The organism is Parasedimentitalea psychrophila (assembly GCF_030285785.1).
GTDB classification, from domain to species: domain Bacteria; phylum Pseudomonadota; class Alphaproteobacteria; order Rhodobacterales; family Rhodobacteraceae; genus Parasedimentitalea; species Parasedimentitalea psychrophila.
In genome coordinates, this window is the sequence record NZ_CP127247.1 from 4294968 (window position 1) to 4314955 (window position 19988).

Sequence of the window (19988 nt, forward strand, 5' to 3'; positions counted from 1 at the left end):
CTTCCCTGATCCAGCCCGCGAGACCCTGATATGCCTATCAAAATTCCGTCTGACCTGCCCGCCTATGACGTTCTGACGAACGAAGGTGTGATGGTGATGTCACCGGATCAGGCGGCGCGTCAGGATATCCGGCCCCTGCGCATCGCGCTGCTCAACCTGATGCCCAAGAAGATCCAGACCGAGAACCAGTTTGCCCGGCTGATTGGCGCGACGCCGCTGCAGATTGATCTGACCCTGATCCGGATGAGCGAGCACCGCACCCGCAACACAGCGGCCGAACATATGGCGGAATTCTACCTGCCGTTTTCCGAGCTGCGTGACCAGAAGTTTGACGGGCTGATCATCACCGGCGCCCCGATCGAGCATCTGGATTTCACCGATGTCACCTATTGGCAGGAAATGCGCGAGGTGTTCGAGTGGACCCAGACCAATGTGCATTCCACCTTTGGCGTCTGCTGGGGCGGCATGGCGATGATCAATCATTTCCACGGCATTAAGAAACACAGTCTGCCGCACAAGGCCTTTGGCTGTTTCCGGCAGCAAAACCTGGTGCCAACCTCTCCCTACCTGCGCGGTTTTTCCGATGATTTTGTGATCCCCGTGTCGCGCTGGACCGAAATGCGCCAGCATGAGGTTGATCAGCACCCTGGCCTGCAAACCCTGCTGGGCAGCCCCGAAGTTGGCCCCTGCCTGATCGAAGACCCGGCGCACCGGGCGCTGTATATCTTCAACCACTTTGAATATGACAGTGACAGCCTGAAACAAGAATACGACCGTGACGTGGCCGAAGGCACGCCGATCAATGTGCCAGATAACTACTATCCAGAGAACGACCCCAGCCAAAAACCGCTGAATCGCTGGCGCAGTCAGGCGCATCTGCTCTATGGCAACTGGATCAACGAAATCTATCAGACCACCCCCTATGACAGGGCCGATATCGGCCGTTAGGCGGCGGGGCTGATGCGTCAGCTCTCTAGCTCAGCGCCCCAGTACAGATAGTCCATCCAGGTCTGGTGCAAGCCCCCTGCGGCCAAGGGCTGACGCCGGGCCGCAGCGTCCAATTGGTGCGCCGTGGGCTCAAACGGCGGCCGCAACAGGCGCATTCCAGCCTGCTTTGGTGTTCTGTTGGCCTTGCGCAGATTATCCGCCTCGCAGGATGCCACAATATTGCACCACACCGAGCCGCCGCCCTTGCTGCGGGGCACCACATGGTCAAACGTCAGGTCTTTTGCCTGAAACCGTTCACCACAATACTGGCATTTGAACTCATCGCGCAGAAACAGATTGTAGCGGGTAAAGCCAACCGTCCTTCGTTTGTGATAACGCCTCAGCGCCACCACGGCCGGCACCTCAAAGGACTGCGTGGCCGAGTGAACAATGATGTCGTCATAACATTTTATCTGCACCACCCGGTCCTGGTGAACAGCCACAAAGGCGCTTTGCCAGTTCCACACGGACAGCGGCGCCCAGCTGAGCGGCTGCATATTTGCATTCAGGACCAATGTCCGCAACGAGCCAACAGCCTGGTTCATGCCATCCCCCCCGCCGCACAGGAAAGGTGATTTGTCCCGGGTCCGGTCCCCCCGCTGCGATCCGACATCGCCGCAATAGACGGCAATTTGCCCGGTCGGGGCAAGCGCACCGGTTGACAGAGCCGCAGAGTTAGTTCGACCGCCGCCACTCTCAAAGGCTGCAGCGGCACCACAGCACCCGGCACCCGCAACGGCTTGCCTGTCTTGCCACCCTTCTTTTGTCTCGCAACTCTGGCCATGTTATCTCACATTCCAGCACCGGACCGCGGATACGGCCCCAGCATAATATTAACTATATATCGTGGTTCAAACCTGACAAGCCCTGCGGTTCCACTATATCTCGGGTGAAACTTAGCGGTCTTTTGCAACGACATGGTGACACAGCCCTTGCTTTGGTGGCAGCCGCCTTTTATGGGCGAGCATGACCCAATTGATCCGCTTCAACAAACCCTTTGATGTTCTGCCGCAATTCACCGATCGCGGCAGCCAGGGCACCCCGCGCCGCACCCTCAGCGATTTCATCACCTTGCCCGGGGTTTATCCGGCAGGCCGACTGGACCGCGATAGCGAAGGATTGATGCTGTTGACCGACGACGGTAGCTTGCAAGCGCGGATATCTGATCCAAAACACAAAATGGCCAAGACCTATTGGGTTCAGGTCGAGGGCAGCCCGAATGCTGCGGCGCTGACGGCTCTGGCAAATGGCGTCGACCTAAAAGACGGGATCACAAAACCGGCAACCGCCCGCCTTATGGGGGACCCTGCCGACCTGTGGCCACGGGTGCCGCCGATCCGGGTGCGCAAAAACATCCCCGATGCCTGGATCGAGCTGACACTGCGCGAGGGCCGCAACCGTCAGGTGCGGCGAATGACGGCTGCGGTTGGGCATCCCACCCTGCGGCTGATTCGCTACCGCATCGGAAACTGGACACTGGACGGGCTGCAACCTGGAACCTGGCGGGATGTCAGCCCGCCAGAAACCACCCAAAAGTCTCGTCGCTATTAGTCGGGACCTTACTCAAAACACTGGGCCGCCCCATTGATGCATCTTAGGAATTGAGTATTTTTAGCAAAAAGAAGCCAACGCGGGCTGCACGTCCCTAGTTTCTTTTTGCAGATAAATACTCATATCGAACCAGCGCAACACGCGCGACGCCAACCGTTGCAGAAAAACCAGAGCCGCGCACGCCTGCTTGACGCTGATTTTTTCTTTCCCTGTCAGTTTCATCGCCAATCGCGATTACCGCCGGGTCTGACAGCCCCGGCACAGGAACCGAGCCCTCGGTAGAATGGGCGCGCTAGTGAGATGCATCTACGCACGAGGCATAGTCTGGAGTATCAAAGCACAACCGCCAAGGTCTCCCCTGGCGGTCCGTCTCTCGTGGCAATAGACGATTACAGCCCTAGCTTGTCGCGTAGGAACGCCAGCGCAACGCTCAGCCCGTCCTGCGCAATTCCGTGTCCGGTTCCCTTTTGGATATGGGCAAAGACATCCCTGAACCCGGCCTCCTGCAGCGCCTCTGCCGCCTCAGGCAGCGATTGCGGCGGCACCACGTCATCAGCGTCGCCATGCACCAACAGGATGGACATCTTGCTGACCACCTCGTCCTTCAGCGTCTCGGGCGACAACAGACGCCCCGAGAAGGCGACGATGCCGGCCACCGGATCCTCGCGCCGTGGCGCCACATGCAGAGCCATCATCGACCCTTGGCTAAAGCCAAACAGCACCAGCTGCTCGGGCAGCACATCCTCGTCCACCATCAGCGCATCCAAAAAGGCATTCAGATCCGCAATCGCCGACTGCATACCGCGTTCGGATTCTTCCTCGGATGAGCCGTCGATCCAGGGGATCGGGAACCATTGATATCCCATCGGCGCGCCCGCACAGCGTTCCGGCGCATCGGGCGCTATGAACAATGTATCCGGCAAGTGCTCGCCCAGTGGATCAGCCAGCCCCAGCAAGTCAGCCCCATTGGCGCCAAAGCCATGCAAGAACACCACAACAGACCGGGTTGTTCCCGATAGCGGTTCTTTGCGTTCTGCGGTCAATACACGAGTCATCAGATTCCTTCCCTGGATTTCGCTACCCGGTAATAGGAAAACAACAGCCGCGCCGCAACCGACCTCCAGGGTGACCAACCTGCGGCCATTTTGCGCAACTCTCGTTCTTTCGGCCTGTCAGGCAGCTCAAACAGAATGCGTGCGGCCTCTTGCAACGCCAGATCCCCTGGCGCAAACACATCCGCACGCCCAAGTGAGAACATGGCGTATATTTCAGCAGTCCAGGCGCCGATCCCCTGAACCTGGATAAGTGTCCTGACGACATCGTCAGTCGGAGTCCCCCGCAAGGCGTTGAAATCAATACCCGCTTCGGCCAAGGCACGGGCATATTTGACCTTCTGACGACTCAACCCAACCGCCCGCAACTGCGCGTCACTGGATGTTATCACTTGGCGCGGATCGGTCAGCTGCGCCTCTTTCATCCGGCCCCAAATCGCCGCCGCCGAGGCGAGGCTGACCTGCTGGCTGACAATCGCCGATAGCAATGCGGCAAAGCCATCCGCCTTGCGCCGCAACGGCAATGGTCCGGTCAATTGCAACGCCGTTGCAAACCGCGGATCTTTGGCCGCCAACCAGGCGGCCCCTTCGGCCACACAGGCATCACCTGTGATGATACGCCCCACATTTGGTTCTGACGCCACGTCACTCTCCTCTATCGCCATTGCCTGCAGATTAGCCGCAGCCTGCAGCACTGCAACCGGGTTGTATCCGGCAATTTTCGCAGCTACCCATTTCAAATGACAATTAGCATGACCCCTCGCGACGACAGTGTCGCCAAACGCAACGTCGCCATTCTGGTGATGGCGCAGGCGTTTCTTGGCGCCCAGATGCCGATGATCTTTATCCTTGGCGGGCTGGCCGGGCAATCGCTGGCGAGTAACGCCTGTTTTGCCACCCTGCCGATCTCGCTGATCGTGCTGGGCTCGATGCTGTCGGCGACGCCGATTTCCGCAATCATGCAGAAATGGGGCCGCCGCACCGGCTTTATCATTGGCGCATTTGGTGGTGCGACCGGCGGGTTGGTGGGGGCCTATGGCCTGTATCTGGGCTCATTCCCGATCTTCCTGGTTGGCAGCCTGTTGACCGGTATCTACATGAGCGCCCAGGGATTTTACCGCTTTGCCGCCGCTGACACCGCCTCTGAGGGGTTCCGCCCCAAGGCCATCTCTTACGTCATGGCAGGCGGCTTGCTATCGGCCATCATTGGCCCGCAATTGGTCAAACTGACCAGTCAGGCCTTTGTCGTCCCCTTTATGGGAACCTACCTGACAGTGATCGCGATCAATCTGGTTGGCGCCTTGCTGTTCCTGTTTCTCGACATTCCCAAGCCGACGCCCCCCAGTGCCACAAGCCCGCGTGGCCGCACCCGGTGGGAGCTTCTGAAAACGCCGCGCATCGCCGTTGCGGTGATCTGCGCCATGGTCTCATATGCGCTGATGAACCTGGTGATGACATCGACACCGCTGGCGGTGGTCGGCTGTGGCTTCACCCAGAACAACGCCGCTGATGTGGTCACCATGCATGTTCTGGCGATGTATATCCCGTCGTTTTTCACCGGCCACCTGATCTCGCGCTTTGGCGTCGAAAAGGTCGTTGCCGCCGGTTTGGTGATCCTGGCCGGCGCAGGCGCGGTGGCGCTGAATGGGGTCGAACTGGGCAATTTCTTTGGCGCGCTGATCCTGTTGGGCTTTGGCTGGAACTTTGGCTTCATCGGCGCCACCACCATGCTGGCCGGCGCCCACGAGCCGCACGAGCGTGGCCGCATGCAGGGGCTGAATGATCTGCTGGTGTTTGGCGGCGTGACCTTTGCCTCGCTGTCATCGGGCGGTTTGATGAACTGCTCGGGTGGCAATCCGGTTGAGGGCTGGAACGCCGTCAACATGGCGATGGCACCGTTTTTGGTGCTGGCCGGTGGCGCGCTGATATGGCTCACCCTGCGTCCGCGCCAGGACAGCTACATAGGTGACAAAGGATAACGCCTAATCCCGCGTTATCCTTTGTGCCGAAACCGCTACCAGCGCCCCAGAGCCGCCCGCCAGATCAGCCCCGCACGACGGCGGAACTCGCTTTGGCCAAGCGCCCCCAAGGCCACCCGTTCAGGCTGCTGGATGATCTGGCGCAAGATCGCCTCGGCCTGCCATCCAGCCAGCAGGGCAACACCGGCACTGGGTGATACCCGGCCACCAGCTGCGCGCGCATTCATCAGTCGTTCCAAAGCCTTACATGCCAAAGCTCGCACACCGTCCGGGGTTCCATCCAGCAAGGGAACCCGTTTCTGCGCCTCCAGTTTGGGGATCGCCTGCAGCCATTTGGCGACGCCGACGCCATAGGCAAAATCGCGCACCACGGCTTCGTCTGCTGCGCCCAAAGAGGCCGCCGCCATCCACATCAATCCGCCCGATGTGGCGTCGATATAGCCGTCGAATTCTGCCTCATCGGCAAAGGGGTCGCGGTAGATATCCCACCGCCGCGCCTCGGCCATGGCGTCAATGGTCGTGGCCAGTTCAGGCCGCAAAAGCCGCGCCAGCGGGGTCCCGATAAAGTGCCGCCGCACCGATTTGCCAGAGGCAATTTCATTGCCCATATCGCGCCACCATTGAAGCCGCATTTCGGCAATCATGCTTTCCGAGCTGGCCCAGGGCGCACGTGACAGTTCAACATTGAAGGCATAGAGAGTAAACAGCACTTCGCGTGTGGCAACCGGCGCCGCCATCACCGCCTGAAACCGATCCACATCACCCTTTTGCACCAGTTCGGCACAAGATTTCAGGTCGTCGTCAAAACCCATCCAAGTCTTCCTCAATAGCGATCAGAGACTGCGCCGCATCAACAATATCCAAATGGCCCCACTGCGCAGAAGGGGTGATATCACCTTGCTTCACCGTGGTGGATCAGCTTCCAGCGGATCGCATCCAGCAGCGCCTCGAACGAGGCGTCGATGATGTTCGGGCTGACCCCGACCGTCGACCAGCGCCGGCCTGTGGCGTCTTCGCTGTCGATGATCACGCGGGTAACCGCCTCGGTGCCGCCCTGGGTGATGCGCACCTTGAAATCCACCAGATGCATATCAGCCAGAACCTGTGAATAGCGCCCCAGATCCTTGGTTAGCGCCTTGGCCAGCGCATTCACCGGGCCGCGGTCAGTGCCAGTCTCGTCCATTGACTCACTCACCGAAAGGCGCTTTTCACCGTCGACCTTGACCACCACAACCGCCTCGGACAGGCTGACCATCTTGTTGTATTTGTTCTTGCGCCGCTCAATCGTGACCTTGTAGCGCTTGACCTCAAAGAACTCGGGCAATTGCCCCAGTTCGTCGCGCGCCAGCAATTCGAAACTGCCCTGCGCGGTGTCATAGGAATAGCCCTCATCCTCGCGGACCTTAATCCGCTCCAGAATGCGGGCCAGCGCCGGATCGCCTTTTTCAACGCTCAATCCTGCCTCGGTCAACCGCCGCCGCAGGTTGCTCTGGCCGGCCTGGTTCGACATCGGAATGATGCGGGCATTGCCTACCAGTTCCGGCGCAATATGTTCATAGGTGCTGGGATCTTTCAGGATCGCACTGGCATGCAACCCGGCCTTATGGGCAAAGGCCGAGGCCCCAACATAGGGCGCCTGGCGCATCGGCACCCGATTGAGAATATCGTCCAGCATCCGGCTCACTTGTGTCAGCCCTGACAACGCATCGCGGCCGACCCCGATCTCAAACAGGCTGGCGTAGGGCTGTTTCAGCAGCAAGGTTGGGATCAGCGTGGTCAGATTGGCATTGCCACAGCGCTCGCCCAGCCCATTAAGTGTGCCCTGCAACTGGCGCACGCCTGCATCAACCGCCGCCATCGAACAGGCCACCGCATTTTCGGTGTCATTATGGGTGTGGATGCCCAAATGATCCCCCGGCAACCCGGCGCCGATCACCTCGCCAACGATACGCCCCACTTCGCTGGGCAGCACGCCGCCATTGGTGTCACAGAGCACCACCCAACGGGCGCCGGCCTCCAGTGCTGCGCGGCAGGCCGCCAGCGCATAGTCCGGATTGTCCTTGTAGCCGTCAAAGAAGTGCTCTGCGTCATAAAGCGCCTCGCGCCCCTGCGCCACGATATGCGCGATTGAGGCCCGGATGTTCTCCAGGTTCTCGTCCAACGTGATCCCCAGCGCGGTGGTCACATGGTAGTCATGCGCCTTGCCCACCAGACAGACCGACTGGGTGCCGGCATTCATCACCGCCGCCAGCACATCGTCATTCGCGGCCGAGCGCCCGGCCCGTTTGGTCATGCCAAAAGCGGTCAGCCGGGCGCGGGTTTTGGGCATCTCATCAAAAAACGCGCTATCGGTGGGATTGGCCCCCGGCCAGCCGCCCTCGATATAGTCCAGCCCCAAAACATCCAGCGCCTTGGCAATCTGGATCTTTTCCGGGGTGGAGAACTGCACGCCTTGGGTTTGTTGCCCATCGCGCAGGGTGGTGTCGTAGAGGTAGAGTTTTTCGCGCGTCATGTTTTCAGCCACTTCGCTACACCATCTTCAGAAACAAGCTGAAATCCAAGTTCAACCGCCTGATCCCTCAAAAGATCAGCCTGGACAAAATCCTTAGCGTCTCGAGCAGTTTGATACGCGACAGTGATATTCGCGATTCCCTCGCGTTTAGCTTGCTCAAAGACCTTGAGTTTACAACTTGTATCTCCGTGAACAGTGGCAGCTTCTTCTGAGTACTCATCCTGAATAGTTTGGTACAATTGACGTACAGCACTTGATAGATTCAATGATGTCCTTCTCAGGCTCTCCCCCAATCGAACCGCAATTGAATTCGGATCATAAAAAGGATCAACGAACCGGTCCGAGGCATCACCGTAAGTAAGAGTATCTTCGTCATCGGGGTCAACATAAAACGTCAATCCGATAAGTCTCGCCGACCCCTTCAGTTCCCTAACTCTCTTTTCTTTAGCTAGACGCTTAAGAATAGATAATGCTAGCGGAGTATTCAAATCCTGTCCTAGAGCCTCCACTACTTCATCACAGATCAGTTCCTGATCCAATTCGATACCATGTGTCAGTCGCGTCCACTTGCGCAGCGTTGCCTCGGCTTCCTTTGCCTTTTTGTCGGTCCAGTCCATCGGCTTGCGATAGTGCGTAGACAAAAACACAAAGCGGATCACTTCTCCCGGAACGCCCTGTTCCAGTAAGTCTCTGACAGTAAAGAAATTCCCCAGGCTCTTGGACATCTTCTTGCCCTCGACCTGCAGCATCTCATTGTGCAGCCACACTTTTGCAAAACTGTCATCGCCATTGGCGCAGCAGCTTTGGGCAATTTCATTTTCATGGTGCGGGAACATCAGATCATTGCCGCCGCCGTGGATGTCAAAACTATCGCCCAGCAACTCATAAGACATCGCCGAACATTCAATATGCCAGCCCGGACGTCCCCGGCCCCAAGGACTGTCCCAGCCCGGCTGATCCGCCGTCGACGGTTTCCACAGCACAAAATCCATCGGGTTGCGCTTATAGGGCGCCACCTCGACCCGCGCACCAGCAATCATGTCATCAACCGAGCGGCCAGACAGTTTTCCATAGCCCTGTTTCCAGCTGTCCACCGCAAACAACACATGGCCCTCGGCTGCATAGGCGTGGCCTTTGGCGATCAACGCCTCGGTCATGGTGACCATCTGCGCAATATACTGGGTGGCGCGGGGCATGTGGTCCGGCTCTAACGCTCCCAGCGCGCCCATATCCTCCAAAAACCACTGGATGGTCTCATCGGTGATCACCCCAATGTCGCGGCCACTATCCGCAGCCCGTTTGTTGATCTTGTCATCCACATCGGTAAAATTGCGCGCATAGGTGACATGCTCGGCACCGTAAGTCTGGCGCAGCAACCGGTACAGCACATCAAACACCACCACCGGGCGCGCGTTGCCCAAGTGGGCGCGATCGTAAACCGTGGGGCCACAGACATACATCCGCACGTTATCCGGATCGATCGGGGTAAAGACCTCTTTGCGGCGGGTCTTGGTGTTGTGCAGTTTGATCACGATGTCAGTTGTCATGACAGCTCCTAAGGTTGGCACGAAATGTACCTGGCGCGCAGCGCGGGCTTAGCAAAGTGTCAGAAGGATTGAAACGACAGATACCGGCCCGCTGGATAAGTCAGCAGGAAATGCAGCAGATAATAAGGGGGCAAGTCTGTTTCATACCCTGTGATTACCACGCCACCAGGCCGCCGCCAAGCCTGTTATTTCGCCCCTACGACAGCATCCACCGCACCAACCTGTCCAGAGTTGCCCTGGGTGCCCTGCGCATCAACTCTTGCCTTGTGCTGGAACCGGTCAGACAGTACCAGCCAAGCAACGTCAATTCATGGGAAACTATGCATGCCCATTTTTCGCATTCGCTCTGAATTCCACTATTTCTGCCACGTCCCCAAATGTGCAGGGGCCTCCGTCGAACACTACCTGCGGGCTCGTTTTGGTAGCTTGGCCTTTGTGAACTCAAAATTCTACCGACGTGAAGACAGCTTTCGGTGGACAAAAACATCGCCGCAACATGTGGATGCCGAGGCCATTGCGCTGTTGTTTCCCAAAGATTGGATCAAGTCCAGTTTCGCGGTGGTGCGCCATCCCATTTCCCGCCTGCGCAGCGCCTTTGATTATCAGCGTACCGGTGAAAAAACCATATCCGAAGACATGGATATCAACCTGTGGATCCAGCAATGGGCCGACAGCTGCCAAACGGAACCATACCAGTTTGATCACCATCTGCGCCCGGCCTGCGACCTCATTGTTGCCAACAGCACGATTTTCAGGATGGAAGACAATCTGGATGACATTGTTGCCCACCTGGACAAGCTGGAGGGCAAGACGGCGGGATCGCGTCAAATACCACATGAGAATAAGCGTCGCAGCGAAACAGGCCAAGCACCGGTGAAAACACCGCTGACTCCTGATAGCCTGGATTTGATCGCGGCACTCTACGCCGAGGATTTCAAGAAATTCGGGTATGACTGCCAGGAGCCCGTGAGGGCACATCCAGTCTCTCCTGGCACGCCGAAGAAACTGCCATTTCTGACCCGGTTTCTGGGGCGTTAAAGTGCCTTGAGCCTTTGGCGCAGGTATTCCATCCAGCCGCGAAAGTTGGTGGTGCCGGCAAATTTTGCACGGATGTAGCGAAGCTCCCTGTGACGCAATTGCTTGCTGATCGTGGCGCTGACCTGTCCCTCGTGCAGCCGGTTGACGATCAGCGGATCCGGCAGGATCACCGGGTCACCAAGACTATCCCAAAGCCGTTTATAGAGCTCCACATCCATCAGCCAGATCAGTCTCTCATCAAATTGCAGCGCGCAGTCACGGCGCATGGCCAACACCGAGGGGCTGGACACTGTGTTCTTGCCGAACTGCAGCTTTTCGGTCAGCCGCGGCACCATGGGTCGATGTAATGTGGTGCCGTCACGGGTCACTGATGAGCCGCAAAGCAGCCATTTTTCGCCGCCATCCATGGCCTGATTAATCTGTCGCAACGCGTTATTTCCATTCAAGAAATCATCCTGAAACAGAATTTTCAGAACAGTCCCCTTGGCCTGCGCCATAGCATTGTTGACGTTGGCCGAGGCCTGGCGTTTGTCGTCCCTGTTCCAGACATGGCGGATATCCATGTGCTGGCCCCGCAGAGCACAGAGCTTTGCCACCGCATCATCGTTGGACTGATCGGAAACCACCACTTCAAAATCGGGAAAATCCTGTTGCGCCAATATCTCCAGCGACAGATCCAGATAATGGGCACCAAAGCCGCCCATCTCATAGGCAGGAATGCAGATACTGAGGGCGGGCTCCATAACGGGTCTCCGGTTTAAGGCTGCAAATGTCGACTAACACAAAAAAAATGGGGGGCTCAAGGCCCCCCAAGGTTTCGCTATCCAAGCTCAGTAGTTTACCGCTCGTTTTGTTATTGCCTGCGGCCTGAATAGCGCCTGGGGCAAGCGCACCCGCCCCGTGTCGTGGTAATATGGGCGGCTCATCGCCCTATTTGTTTTTAATCCGGGGTCAGACCAAAATCGGTCCGTGCCCCGCAAGCCGTGTTGCGGCGTGATCCTTAGCTGCAGCCAGATGTGCCGCCGCAGGTATTGCACTTCATGCAGGTGCCATTGCGCACCAATGTGTAATTGCCGCACTCATTACAGGCTTCGCCCTCATAGCCCTGCATTTTGGCCTTGGTACGCGCCGTCATGCCCGGATTAGCCGGGGTTGCGGTCGGCGCGGTGGTGGCCGGTTTCTCATCGACTTTCAGACCCGAGCCAAGCCCCTGCCCGCCCTGAAGCACGACAAGATCCTGCGGCAACCGCTTGCGCAGATAGCCGGTGGAGGAAATCTGCTTGAGCACCTCCAGTGATCTGCTGGCAGCGGTCTCACTGATCTCAGAGACATTTGAGACCCCTTCGTTCTCGCCACGGCCGATATCGTCGAATGTGGCGCCTTGGGGTTTGACATGCGCCAGATCGGTGCGATCCAGATAAGAGACCGCCAGTTCGCGGAAGATGTAGTCCAGAATAGAGGTTGCGTTCTTGATGCTGTCATTGCCCTGCACCATGCCGGCCGGCTCAAACTTGGTAAAGGTAAAGGCATCGACGAATTCTTCCAGCGGCACGCCATATTGCAGACCCACCGAGATCGCGATGGCAAAGTTGTTCATCATCGCCCGAAAGCCAGCACCCTCCTTGTGCATGTCGATGAAGATCTCACCCAGGGTGCCACCCTCATATTCGCCGGTCCGCAAATAGACCTTGTGGCCACCGACAACGGCCTTCTGGGTATAGCCTTTACGGCGATGTGGCATCTTTTCTCGGTGGGATTTGATGATCTCTTTGACGATGACCTTTTCCACAATCTTCTCGGCCAGCACCGTGGCCTTTTCGTGGTTATTGCCAGTTTCCAGCACTTCGGCCGCGTCGTCGTCATCTTCTACCAGAGCCGCCGCCAGCGGCTGGCTCAGCTTGGATCCGTCGCGGTACAGCGCATTGGCCTTGATGCCTAAGGACCAGCTGAGTTCATAGGCTTTCTGGCAGTCCTCAATGGTGGCATTGTTGGGCATGTTGATGGTCTTGGAAATCGCCCCCGAGATGAACGATTGCGCCGCTGCCATCATGGTGATGTGGCTGTCTACCGGCAGGAAACGCTTTCCCTTTTTACCGCAAGCATTAGCACAATCAAAAATGTGATAATGCGCCTCCTTCAGATGCGGCGCCCCTTCCAGGGTCATGGTGCCGCAGACATGATCATTGGCGGCCTCAATATCGGCCTTGGTAAAGCCAAGATGGCGCAGAAGATCAAAGGTCGGGTCATTCAGCTTGGTCGCCGGAATGCCCAACACACCGGTGCAGAAATCCTCGCCCAGAGTCCACTGGTTGAACACAAAGCGGATATCAAAGGCGCTCTCCAGTGCCGCATCAATCTTGGACAGCTCGTTGGCGCCAAAGCCATGACCCGCCAGCGAGATGTGGTTGATGGCCGGCGCATTGCCGATGGTGCCGTGGCCGACAGCATAGCCAGAGATCTCTTCGATCTGAGCCGAGGAATAGCCCAGCCCCTCGAGCGCCGAGGGCACCGAACGGTTGATGATCTTGAAATAGCCGCCGCCCGCCAGTTTCTTGAACTTGACCAAAGCAAAATCAGGCTCGATCCCGGTGGTGTCACAATCCATCACCAGACCGATGGTGCCGGTTGGGGCAATCACCGTGGTCTGCGCGTTGCGGTAGCCATGTTTTTCACCCAAGGCCAGCGCCTCGTCCCAAGCCGTTTTGGCCAGATCCGTCAGCTGTGCATCCGGGCAATTGTGCAAATCAAGCGGCACTGGATTGACAGACAACCCCTCGTAACCCTCTGATTCACCGTGGGCGGCATTGCGGTGATTGCGGATCACCCGCAGCATGTTCTCGGCGTTGCGGCCATAGCCGTCAAACGGCCCCAACTCACCAGCGATTTCAGCCGAGGTGGTGTAAGCAACCCCGGTCATCAGAGCCGTCAGAGCGCCACAGAGCGCCCGCCCCTCAACACTGTCATAGCCGTGCCCCAAGTTCATCAGCAAGCCGCCGATATTGGCGTAGCCAAGCCCCAGGGTGCGGAAGTCATAAGACAGCTGTGCGATTTCCTTGGACGGGAACTGCGCCATCATAACCGAGACTTCCAGGGTCAGCGTCCACAGCCGACAGGCGTGCATGTAATCATCTGCCTGGAATGTGTCGCCCTGAAGGAAGGTCAGCAGGTTGATCGAGGCCAGGTTGCAGGCGGTATTGTCCAGAAACATATACTCGGAACAGGGGTTGGATCCGCGGATCTCGCCATCTGCCGGACATGTGTGCCAGTCGTTGACCGTGTCGTGGTACTGGATACCCGGATCGGCGCAGGCCCAGGCGGCATGGCCAACCCGGTCCCACAGATCCCGCGCCTTGATGGTCTTGGCGACCTTGCCATCGGTGCGGTTGATTAGCTGCCAATCGGCGTCGTTTTCTACCGCCGCCAGAAAGGCATTGGTGACCCGGATCGAGTTGTTCGAGTTTTGCCCGGACACCGAGTTATAGGCCTCGGAATCCCAATCGGTATCATAGGTGGGGAATTCGATGCTGGTGTGGCCTTGCTTGGCGTAGTCCAGCACCCGTTTGATATAGGTTTCCGGGATCATCACCTTTTTGGCGGCGCGGATTGCCGTCTTCAGGGAGCTGTTGCTGGCGGCGTCATAGGCATCGGCCTCACCGCCATCCCAGGACCGGATCGCCTCAAAGATACCATTCAGCATCTTCTCATGCATTTTTGAACCGGCCACGATAGAGGCGACCTTTTGCTCTTCGAGCACCTTCCACTCGATGAACTGCTCAATATCGGGGTGGTCCGCATCAACGATGACCATCTTGGCGGCGCGCCGGGTGGTGCCGCCCGATTTGATGGCACCAGCGGCCCGGTCACCAATTTTAAGAAAACCCATCAGCCCCGAGGATTTACCGCCGCCGGACAGCGATTCGCCGGCGCCGCGCAGGTGGCTGAAGTTGGTTCCGGTGCCAGAGCCGTATTTGAACAGGCGCGCCTCACGCACCCAGAGATCCATGATGCCGCCTTCGTTGACCAGATCATCCTGCACACCCTGAATGAAACAGGCATGGGGCTGTGGGTGCTCGTAAGAGCTGTTGGATTTGGTCAGTTTGCCGGTTTTGTGATCCACATAGTGGTGGCCCTGAGCGGGGCCATCAATACCATAGGCCCAGTGCAAGCCGGTGTTGAACCATTGCGGGCTATTGGGGGCAGCGCGTTGGCTGGCCAGCATAAACCGCATCTCGTCATAGTAGGACCGGGCGTCGTCTTCGGAGCTGAAATAGCCGCCTTTCCAGCCCCAATAGGCCCAGGCACCGGCTAGGCGGTCGAACACTTGCTTTGACGAAGTCTCGCCGCCAAATTCGACATCGTCGCCGTCAGGCACCGAGCGCCAGAGAAATTCGGGGACGTTCTTTTCGCGGATCTTCTTCACCCGCGATGGCACCCCGGCCTTGCGGAAGTATTTCTGGGCAATAACGTCGCTGGCCACCTGGCTCCAGCTGGAGGGCACTTGGACATTATCAAGGCGGAACACAATTGTTCCATCCGGGTTTCGAATTTCCGACGTGGCAGAGATGAAATTCAGATCTGCGTAAGCGTCCCGCCCGGCCGTGGTGAACTTTCTTTCAATCTTCATTCTGCTGCCTTTGTCTTCAAGTGTTTTGGTGCGTTGCCCCTGCACGGCCCATCATAAAAACGCAAGAAACATCCGCAGGGCCACGCGGGCAAGCGGGCACTTTGACCTGAAATCGGCCATCAAAACGGTTGTTACAATTGTTAATGTTGTCAGAGTTGTTCCAGGAAGATCACGCTAGATCTAGTGGCACTCCAACTTGTTGCTACAATTTGGCGTATATTAGCATATTTGGTCAACGGTAAAATTAGCCCGGAAACACCATCTTTTATATTGACCGCCCATTCTGGAATTCCGGCCTGATGCCTCAGGTGATTCATCCACAAGGTGGCGCGCCAGGCAGAGCGCCACGCCGCCGAGTGCTGCGTTGGAAATTATCCCGACAAGGTAACGAGTTGTTGACTGCACCTCAGGATCGGCAGCTAAATCGGCCGGAAAAAACCGACCCGTATTGCTCAGGTCGCAATTTAATCCACAGGCCGAATTGCGGCTTAGGTTGCGAATAAGTTTCCCAAGTCGGGGCTGCGGAAATCGGCCGAGTGGTACTGCCTGCCGCAGATATGTGGCTTCAATAGCGCAATTGCCGCCGCACAATTACCGGAGCGGTGACACTAAAACGAATTTCCAATTCTGTTTGAGAATCGCCGTGATGCCCGGCGGTTGTTTGTTTTCGCCCTGTCCAGTGATCCGACCAAGTGGCCTGCTATCACTGGACAAAGGAAAAATGGTCGGGGCGGCGAGATTCGAACTCACGACCCCCTGTACCCAAAACAGGTGCGCTACCAGACTGCGCCACGCCCCGGACCGTGCGCCTTCTCTAGCTGTGCCCAAAGGATTCGAAAACCCCTAACATGGCCATTTTGGCGCTCCGTCTGAAAAAACACTCTGGCGCATCTCGGTTCCGGCAGAAATCCCATAGCGGGCGGCCAGTCCGGCGTTGATTTCCAGCACCGCAAAGACCTGATCACCGCCGGGAATCGGACTTAAATCGCCTGGGATGGCATTGGCATGCACCCGGGTGACGAGACCGCTCACATCAATGAAAATGATATCCAGGGCAATCAGAGTGTTTTTCATCCAGAAACTAGCGCGCTGAGGCTGGTCATAGACAAACAGCATGCCGGCGCCACGCGGCATTGTCTCGCGGAACATCAGTCCCTGGGCGCGATCCTCTGGGGTGTCGACAATTTCTATATGAAAGGAGGCCTGCCCCCAATCGCCCCGTAAATCGGCACGATCCGGCTGGCAGCCGGCCTCTGCGCTGCCTGAAACAGCCGCCGCAATACCAAAGGCCAGTGCCGCGACATGTCTTTTCATACCGATTTTCTCACGACTCTGCCAGTACGGCGCATTCCCAGGCCTGCACCTCGACCGCCATCCGACCACGATTGCCATCGATCACCCGCATCGCCAGCGCTTCGCCCGGTTGCAGGTCTGCCAGTCCGGATTGGCGCAGAACTTCGACATGCACAAAGACGTCATCATTGCTGCCAAACACATTGGCAAATCCAAAGCCCTTACCCTTGTCAAACCACTTGATCCGCGCCGCTTCCAGCGGTTCAGAGCGCAGGGCATCCAGATCAAGTTCGGCAAAATCAGCCAGCACCGGTGTATCGTCTCGCTCGGGTGCAACAATCGAGACCACTTCGACAGCCTGAACGCCCCGGTCTGTATTATGGGTGAGAATCACGATCTCAGCGCCGTCCGCAACCGAGCTTTGGCCAAAATTGCGCAGCACATTCACATGCAATAAGATGTCAGGGCCACCAGTCTCGGACACCACAAAGCCATAGCCTTTGGCTGGGTCGAACCATTTAACCTGGCCACAAACCTGATGCATGCTACTTAGATCTTCTGCCAATTTTATGTCCACCGCGTGTTCTTGTTTTTATTGCTGTTAGCACAATTACTGCGTCAAACACGATATCTATTTCAAGTCCAAACTCTGGTCTGAAAGATACATTTTTGAGGCCACATTATTTCATTGTCACAATAACATTATGGACTAATTCGGGTAACCGACCAGCGTGACGCTAGGTCACACCGACGCCAGACAAACCGATCATGCAGCCGAAACTTTCCATCCGCCCAAAACTCAATTTCCGTGGGGACCAACCGATATCCGCCCCAAAATGGCGGCCGCTTAGGAGACGGGCCCTTGGTTGCGGTGACCTTGGCGACCTCAGCCATCAGCGCCGCCCGGCTGGACAGCGGCTGTGACTGATGTGAGGCCCAGGCGCCAAGGCGGCTTTGCAGTGAGCGCGACTGATAATAGGCATCGGCCTGCGCCCCATCCTCGCGGCTGATGTGTCCGCGCACCCGAATCTGGCGGCGCAGCGACTTCCAGTGCATCACAAAGGCGGCTTTCTCAGCCTGATCCAATTCATTTGCCTTGGCGCTTTCATAGTTGGTGTAAAACACAAATGCGGCTGCTTCGATTTCTTTCAGCAGCACCATTCGTGCATTTGGCATGCCCTCGGCATCGACCGTAGACAGGGCTATAGCGTTGGCATCATTGGGCTCTGTCTTTTCAGCCTCGGCCAGCCAGGTACGGGCAATCTCAAACGGATCGTCACCTGAAAAAAGTTCACTGCGGTCTGACATCGGTCCCTCACTATAGTGTCACCGGCACCCTAGGCAGCTTGGCCGCAGCCGGCAAGACCACCAACCCTTGAAGCAAACCGCCCAATAATCTAAAGATCGCTAAATCACGCGAACACGGGCGGAGAACCTGCATGTCTAATCAACTGATGGCCGGAAAGCGCGGCCTTATCATGGGCCTGGCCAATAACAAGTCAATCGCCTGGGGCATCGCCCAGGCCTGCGCCGATGCCGGCGCCGAACTGGCCTTTTCTTATCAGGGCGAAGCGCTCAAGAAACGGGTCGGCCCGCTGGCCGAGAAACTGGGCAGTGACATTGTGCTGCCCTGCGACGTCTCTGATGAAGATTCGATCGACGCGCTGTTTGCCTCGCTGGAAGAAAAATGGGGCAAGCTGGACTTTGTGGTGCACGCCATTGGCTTTTCCGACAAGAACGAGCTGCGCGGACGCTATGTCGACACCAGCCGGTCCAATTTCCAGATGACCATGGATATCTCGGTCTACTCCTTCACCGCCGTTGTGAAACGCGCTGAAAAGATGATGACCGAGGGCGGATCGTTCCTGACCATGACCTATTACGGCGCCGAGCAGGTGATGCCGCATTATAATGTCATGGGTGTTGCCAAGGCGGCGCTGGAGGCTTCGGTCAAATACCTGGCCGAGGATCTGGGCAAAGACGGCATCCGCGTCAACGCCATCTCAGCTGGTCCGATCAAGACATTGGCGGCCTCGGGCATTGGCGACTTCCGCTACATCATGAAGTGGAACGAGTATAATTCGCCACTGCGCCGCAACGTGACAATCGACGATGTAGGCAAATCGGCCCTGTATCTGCTGTCTGACCTGTCTTCCGGGGTGACCGGTGAAAACCTGCACGTTGATGCGGGCTATCATGTGGTAGGCATGAAGGCGGTTGATGCGCCGGATATGTCCAAAGAATGAGCCTCGCCGCCTTCATAGCTGCAGTTCTGCTTTGCCTGATGGCCGCCATCAGCCCCGGCCCTGCCGTATTGATGGCGGCGCGCATCGGCTTGACCGAAGGCTGGCGCACCGGAGTTGCGCTGGCCATCGGCATCGGAGCGGGTGCGGTGATTTGGGCCGCCGCAGCATTGTTTGGGCTGGCGCTGCTGTTTGACTATGCCCCGGTGCTGTTGACTGCGTTGAAGTTTGGCGGCGCCGGGTTTCTGATCTGGATGGCCTATAAAATGTGGCGCGGCGCTGATGAGCCGATTGCCGAAACCACCATGCCCGCAACGCCGCGCTCACCATTGGGGGGATTTCGGCTGGGGCTGGTGACGCAGCTGGCCAATCCAAAACCCGCCGTGTTCTTTGGCGCGGTTTTTATCGGCACGGTTCCCACCAACACACCCGGCTTGGTCCTGGCGGCCCTGCTGCTGTGTATATTCCTTGGCGAGACCCTGTGGAACGCCCTTGTCGCGCGGCTTTTTTCTTTGGAAAAGACCCGTCTTATCTATATTAATTTGAAACATGTGATCGACCGAACCTTTGGCGGGCTTTTGGCCCTGCTTGGGGTCAAGATCGCAGCAACTTAGACGCACTCAGCGGAGAGCCACACTATGACCGATCGTCTGCCACATGAAAAAGGCTTTCACATTTCCTGGGACCAGATCCACCGGGACAGCCGCGCATTGGCCTGGCGTCTGGATGGACAGGGACCAAACGAGGGCGCCTGGCGCGCCGTTGTGGCCATCACCCGCGGTGGCATGGCGCCTGCAATGATTGTGGCGCGGGAACTGGACATCCGCACCGTCGACACCATCTCGGTGCGCTCTTACCACCATCAGGCGCAGGGTGAGGCAGAGGTGCTGAAGGCACCGGATGCCGGCATCATGGGCGCGGACGGCGAAGGCATCCTGATCATCGACGATCTGGTGGATAGCGGCAGAACGCTTGAATTGGTGCGCAACCTGTACCCCAAGGCGCATTTTGCCACCGTTTACGCCAAGCCCAAAGGCCGCCCGATGGTGCATACCTTTATCACCGAGGTCAGCCAGGACACCTGGATCTTCTTCCCCTGGGATATGGCGCTGCAATATGTTGAACCTTATCGCGGCACCGATTGACCCGGCCCGAACTGGCC

At 57.6% G+C, this 19988-nt stretch carries 19 protein-coding genes and 1 tRNA gene; 7 read left to right on the forward strand and 13 right to left on the reverse strand.

The features are described from left to right. The first annotated feature begins 30 nt into the window (after window positions 1-30). Window positions 31-948, forward strand: coding sequence for a homoserine O-acetyltransferase MetA (gene metA / locus QPJ95_RS20745; protein ID WP_270918132.1), 918 nt, complete (start codon window positions 31-33; stop codon window positions 946-948). Window positions 949-965: 17 nt separating this feature from the next. Here the strand turns inward: metA and QPJ95_RS20750 are convergent, their stop codons facing one another. Next, entirely contained in the window at window positions 966-1532 is a 567-nt protein-coding gene (locus QPJ95_RS20750) for an HNH endonuclease (RefSeq protein WP_270918131.1), read from the reverse strand. 421 nt (window positions 1533-1953) lie between these two features. Here QPJ95_RS20750 and QPJ95_RS20755 point away from each other — a divergent pair, with 421 nt between their 5' ends. Continuing rightward, window positions 1954-2538: a pseudouridine synthase gene (locus tag QPJ95_RS20755; protein ID WP_270918130.1), complete on the forward strand. Its 585-nt coding sequence runs from the start codon at window positions 1954-1956 to the stop codon at window positions 2536-2538. Between the two features lie 60 nt (window positions 2539-2598). Here QPJ95_RS20755 and QPJ95_RS20760 read toward each other — a convergent pair whose 3' ends face one another. The 3 genes from QPJ95_RS20760 to QPJ95_RS20770 all read right to left on the reverse strand — a co-directional run bounded on the left by QPJ95_RS20760 (window position 2599) and on the right by QPJ95_RS20770 (window position 4255). Then, a complete protein-coding gene (locus QPJ95_RS20760; protein ID WP_270918129.1) occupies window positions 2599-2766 on the reverse strand; it encodes a hypothetical protein in 168 nt (55 codons plus the stop codon). A 161-nt stretch (window positions 2767-2927) separates the two neighbouring features. Next, window positions 2928-3593 carry an alpha/beta hydrolase gene (locus tag QPJ95_RS20765; RefSeq protein WP_270918128.1) on the reverse strand — a complete coding sequence of 222 codons (666 nt, stop codon included), beginning with the start codon at window positions 3591-3593 and terminating at the stop codon, window positions 2928-2930. Then, entirely contained in the window at window positions 3593-4255 is a 663-nt protein-coding gene (locus tag QPJ95_RS20770; RefSeq protein WP_270918217.1) for a DNA-3-methyladenine glycosylase family protein, read from the reverse strand. Before QPJ95_RS20770 ends, QPJ95_RS20765 begins: the two co-directional genes overlap by 1 nt. A 75-nt stretch (window positions 4256-4330) precedes the next feature. On the opposite strand from QPJ95_RS20770, the gene QPJ95_RS20775 reads away from it, so the two are divergent. Continuing rightward, window positions 4331-5569: an MFS transporter gene (locus QPJ95_RS20775; RefSeq protein WP_270918127.1), complete on the forward strand. Its 1239-nt coding sequence runs from the start codon at window positions 4331-4333 to the stop codon at window positions 5567-5569. A gap of 35 nt (window positions 5570-5604) precedes the next feature. Here the strand turns inward: QPJ95_RS20775 and QPJ95_RS20780 are convergent, their stop codons facing one another. The 3 genes from QPJ95_RS20780 to cysS form a co-directional block, all read right to left on the reverse strand. Continuing rightward, window positions 5605-6381 carry a squalene/phytoene synthase family protein gene (locus tag QPJ95_RS20780; protein ID WP_270918126.1) on the reverse strand — a complete coding sequence of 259 codons (777 nt, stop codon included), beginning with the start codon at window positions 6379-6381 and terminating at the stop codon, window positions 5605-5607. Window positions 6382-6461: 80 nt separating this feature from the next. After that, a complete protein-coding gene (gene cimA, locus QPJ95_RS20785; protein ID WP_270918125.1) occupies window positions 6462-8081 on the reverse strand; it encodes a citramalate synthase in 1620 nt (539 codons plus the stop codon). After that, the gene (gene cysS, locus QPJ95_RS20790) at window positions 8078-9628 is read right to left on the reverse strand and encodes a cysteine--tRNA ligase (protein WP_270918124.1); all 1551 of its coding nucleotides are present in this window, start codon (window positions 9626-9628) and stop codon (window positions 8078-8080) included. Before cysS ends, cimA begins: the two co-directional genes overlap by 4 nt. Before the next feature lie 324 nt (window positions 9629-9952). On the opposite strand from cysS, the gene QPJ95_RS20795 reads away from it, so the two are divergent. Beyond that, window positions 9953-10666 (forward strand): sulfotransferase family 2 domain-containing protein, encoded by a 714-nt coding sequence (locus tag QPJ95_RS20795; protein WP_270918123.1) that lies wholly within the window; start codon window positions 9953-9955, stop codon window positions 10664-10666. Here QPJ95_RS20795 and QPJ95_RS20800 read toward each other — a convergent pair. The 6 genes from QPJ95_RS20800 to pdxH all read right to left on the reverse strand — a co-directional run bounded on the left by QPJ95_RS20800 (window position 10663) and on the right by pdxH (window position 17891). Next, window positions 10663-11409, reverse strand: coding sequence for a glycosyltransferase family 2 protein (locus QPJ95_RS20800; RefSeq protein ID WP_270918122.1), 747 nt, complete (start codon window positions 11407-11409; stop codon window positions 10663-10665). The two genes, QPJ95_RS20795 and QPJ95_RS20800, sit on opposite strands and share 4 nt — an antisense overlap. Window positions 11410-11666: 257 nt before the next feature. Beyond that, window positions 11667-15290, reverse strand: coding sequence for a vitamin B12-dependent ribonucleotide reductase (locus QPJ95_RS20805; RefSeq protein ID WP_270918121.1), 3624 nt, complete (start codon window positions 15288-15290; stop codon window positions 11667-11669). A 722-nt stretch (window positions 15291-16012) separates the two neighbouring features. Next, a tRNA-Pro gene (locus tag QPJ95_RS20810) sits at window positions 16013-16089 on the reverse strand. A 44-nt stretch (window positions 16090-16133) separates the two neighbouring features. Next, window positions 16134-16604: a DUF192 domain-containing protein gene (locus QPJ95_RS20815; RefSeq protein WP_270918120.1), complete on the reverse strand. Its 471-nt coding sequence runs from the start codon at window positions 16602-16604 to the stop codon at window positions 16134-16136. Window positions 16605-16614: 10 nt separating this feature from the next. Continuing rightward, window positions 16615-17148, reverse strand: coding sequence for a cold-shock protein (locus tag QPJ95_RS20820; protein ID WP_270918119.1), 534 nt, complete (start codon window positions 17146-17148; stop codon window positions 16615-16617). Between the two features lie 137 nt (window positions 17149-17285). Beyond that, a complete protein-coding gene (gene pdxH, locus QPJ95_RS20825) occupies window positions 17286-17891 on the reverse strand; it encodes a pyridoxamine 5'-phosphate oxidase (RefSeq protein ID WP_270918118.1) in 606 nt (201 codons plus the stop codon). A gap of 131 nt (window positions 17892-18022) precedes the next feature. On the opposite strand from pdxH, the gene fabI reads away from it, so the two are divergent. Genes fabI through gpt form a run of 3 tightly spaced genes read left to right on the forward strand, consistent with a single transcriptional unit; the run spans window position 18023 to window position 19971 of the window. After that, entirely contained in the window at window positions 18023-18829 is an 807-nt protein-coding gene (gene fabI, locus QPJ95_RS20830) for an enoyl-ACP reductase FabI (protein ID WP_270918117.1), read from the forward strand. After that, window positions 18826-19440: a LysE family translocator gene (locus QPJ95_RS20835; RefSeq protein WP_270918116.1), complete on the forward strand. Its 615-nt coding sequence runs from the start codon at window positions 18826-18828 to the stop codon at window positions 19438-19440. Before fabI ends, QPJ95_RS20835 begins: the two co-directional genes overlap by 4 nt. Window positions 19441-19464: 24 nt before the next feature. Then, window positions 19465-19971 (forward strand): xanthine phosphoribosyltransferase, encoded by a 507-nt coding sequence (gene gpt, locus QPJ95_RS20840; RefSeq protein WP_270918115.1) that lies wholly within the window; start codon window positions 19465-19467, stop codon window positions 19969-19971. The last annotated feature ends 17 nt before the right edge of the window (window positions 19972-19988 follow it).

What these genes read in the sequence shown, in the direction of transcription:
- fabI (WP_270918117.1), top strand. Translation starts at nt 18,023, where the DNA reads ATGTCTAATCAACTGATGGCCGGAAAGCGCGGCCTTATCATGGGCCTG.
- cimA (WP_270918125.1), bottom strand. Translation starts at nt 8,081, where the DNA reads ATGACGCGCGAAAAACTCTACCTCTACGACACCACCCTGCGCGATGGG.
- metA (WP_270918132.1), top strand. Translation starts at nt 31, where the DNA reads ATGCCTATCAAAATTCCGTCTGACCTGCCCGCCTATGACGTTCTGACG.
- QPJ95_RS20775 (WP_270918127.1), top strand. Translation starts at nt 4,331, where the DNA reads ATGACAATTAGCATGACCCCTCGCGACGACAGTGTCGCCAAACGCAAC.
- QPJ95_RS20800 (WP_270918122.1), bottom strand. Translation starts at nt 11,409, where the DNA reads ATGGAGCCCGCCCTCAGTATCTGCATTCCTGCCTATGAGATGGGCGGC.
- QPJ95_RS20795 (WP_270918123.1), top strand. Translation starts at nt 9,953, where the DNA reads ATGCCCATTTTTCGCATTCGCTCTGAATTCCACTATTTCTGCCACGTC.
- QPJ95_RS20835 (WP_270918116.1), top strand. Translation starts at nt 18,826, where the DNA reads ATGAGCCTCGCCGCCTTCATAGCTGCAGTTCTGCTTTGCCTGATGGCC.
- gpt (WP_270918115.1), top strand. Translation starts at nt 19,465, where the DNA reads ATGACCGATCGTCTGCCACATGAAAAAGGCTTTCACATTTCCTGGGAC.
- QPJ95_RS20755 (WP_270918130.1), top strand. Translation starts at nt 1,954, where the DNA reads ATGACCCAATTGATCCGCTTCAACAAACCCTTTGATGTTCTGCCGCAA.
- QPJ95_RS20765 (WP_270918128.1), bottom strand. Translation starts at nt 3,593, where the DNA reads ATGACTCGTGTATTGACCGCAGAACGCAAAGAACCGCTATCGGGAACA.
- QPJ95_RS20780 (WP_270918126.1), bottom strand. Translation starts at nt 6,381, where the DNA reads ATGGGTTTTGACGACGACCTGAAATCTTGTGCCGAACTGGTGCAAAAG.
- cysS (WP_270918124.1), bottom strand. Translation starts at nt 9,628, where the DNA reads ATGACAACTGACATCGTGATCAAACTGCACAACACCAAGACCCGCCGC.
- pdxH (WP_270918118.1), bottom strand. Translation starts at nt 17,891, where the DNA reads ATGTCAGACCGCAGTGAACTTTTTTCAGGTGACGATCCGTTTGAGATT.
- QPJ95_RS20805 (WP_270918121.1), bottom strand. Translation starts at nt 15,290, where the DNA reads ATGAAGATTGAAAGAAAGTTCACCACGGCCGGGCGGGACGCTTACGCA.
- QPJ95_RS20750 (WP_270918131.1), bottom strand. Translation starts at nt 1,532, where the DNA reads ATGAACCAGGCTGTTGGCTCGTTGCGGACATTGGTCCTGAATGCAAAT.
- QPJ95_RS20815 (WP_270918120.1), bottom strand. Translation starts at nt 16,604, where the DNA reads ATGAAAAGACATGTCGCGGCACTGGCCTTTGGTATTGCGGCGGCTGTT.
- QPJ95_RS20770 (WP_270918217.1), bottom strand. Translation starts at nt 4,255, where the DNA reads ATGGCGATAGAGGAGAGTGACGTGGCGTCAGAACCAAATGTGGGGCGT.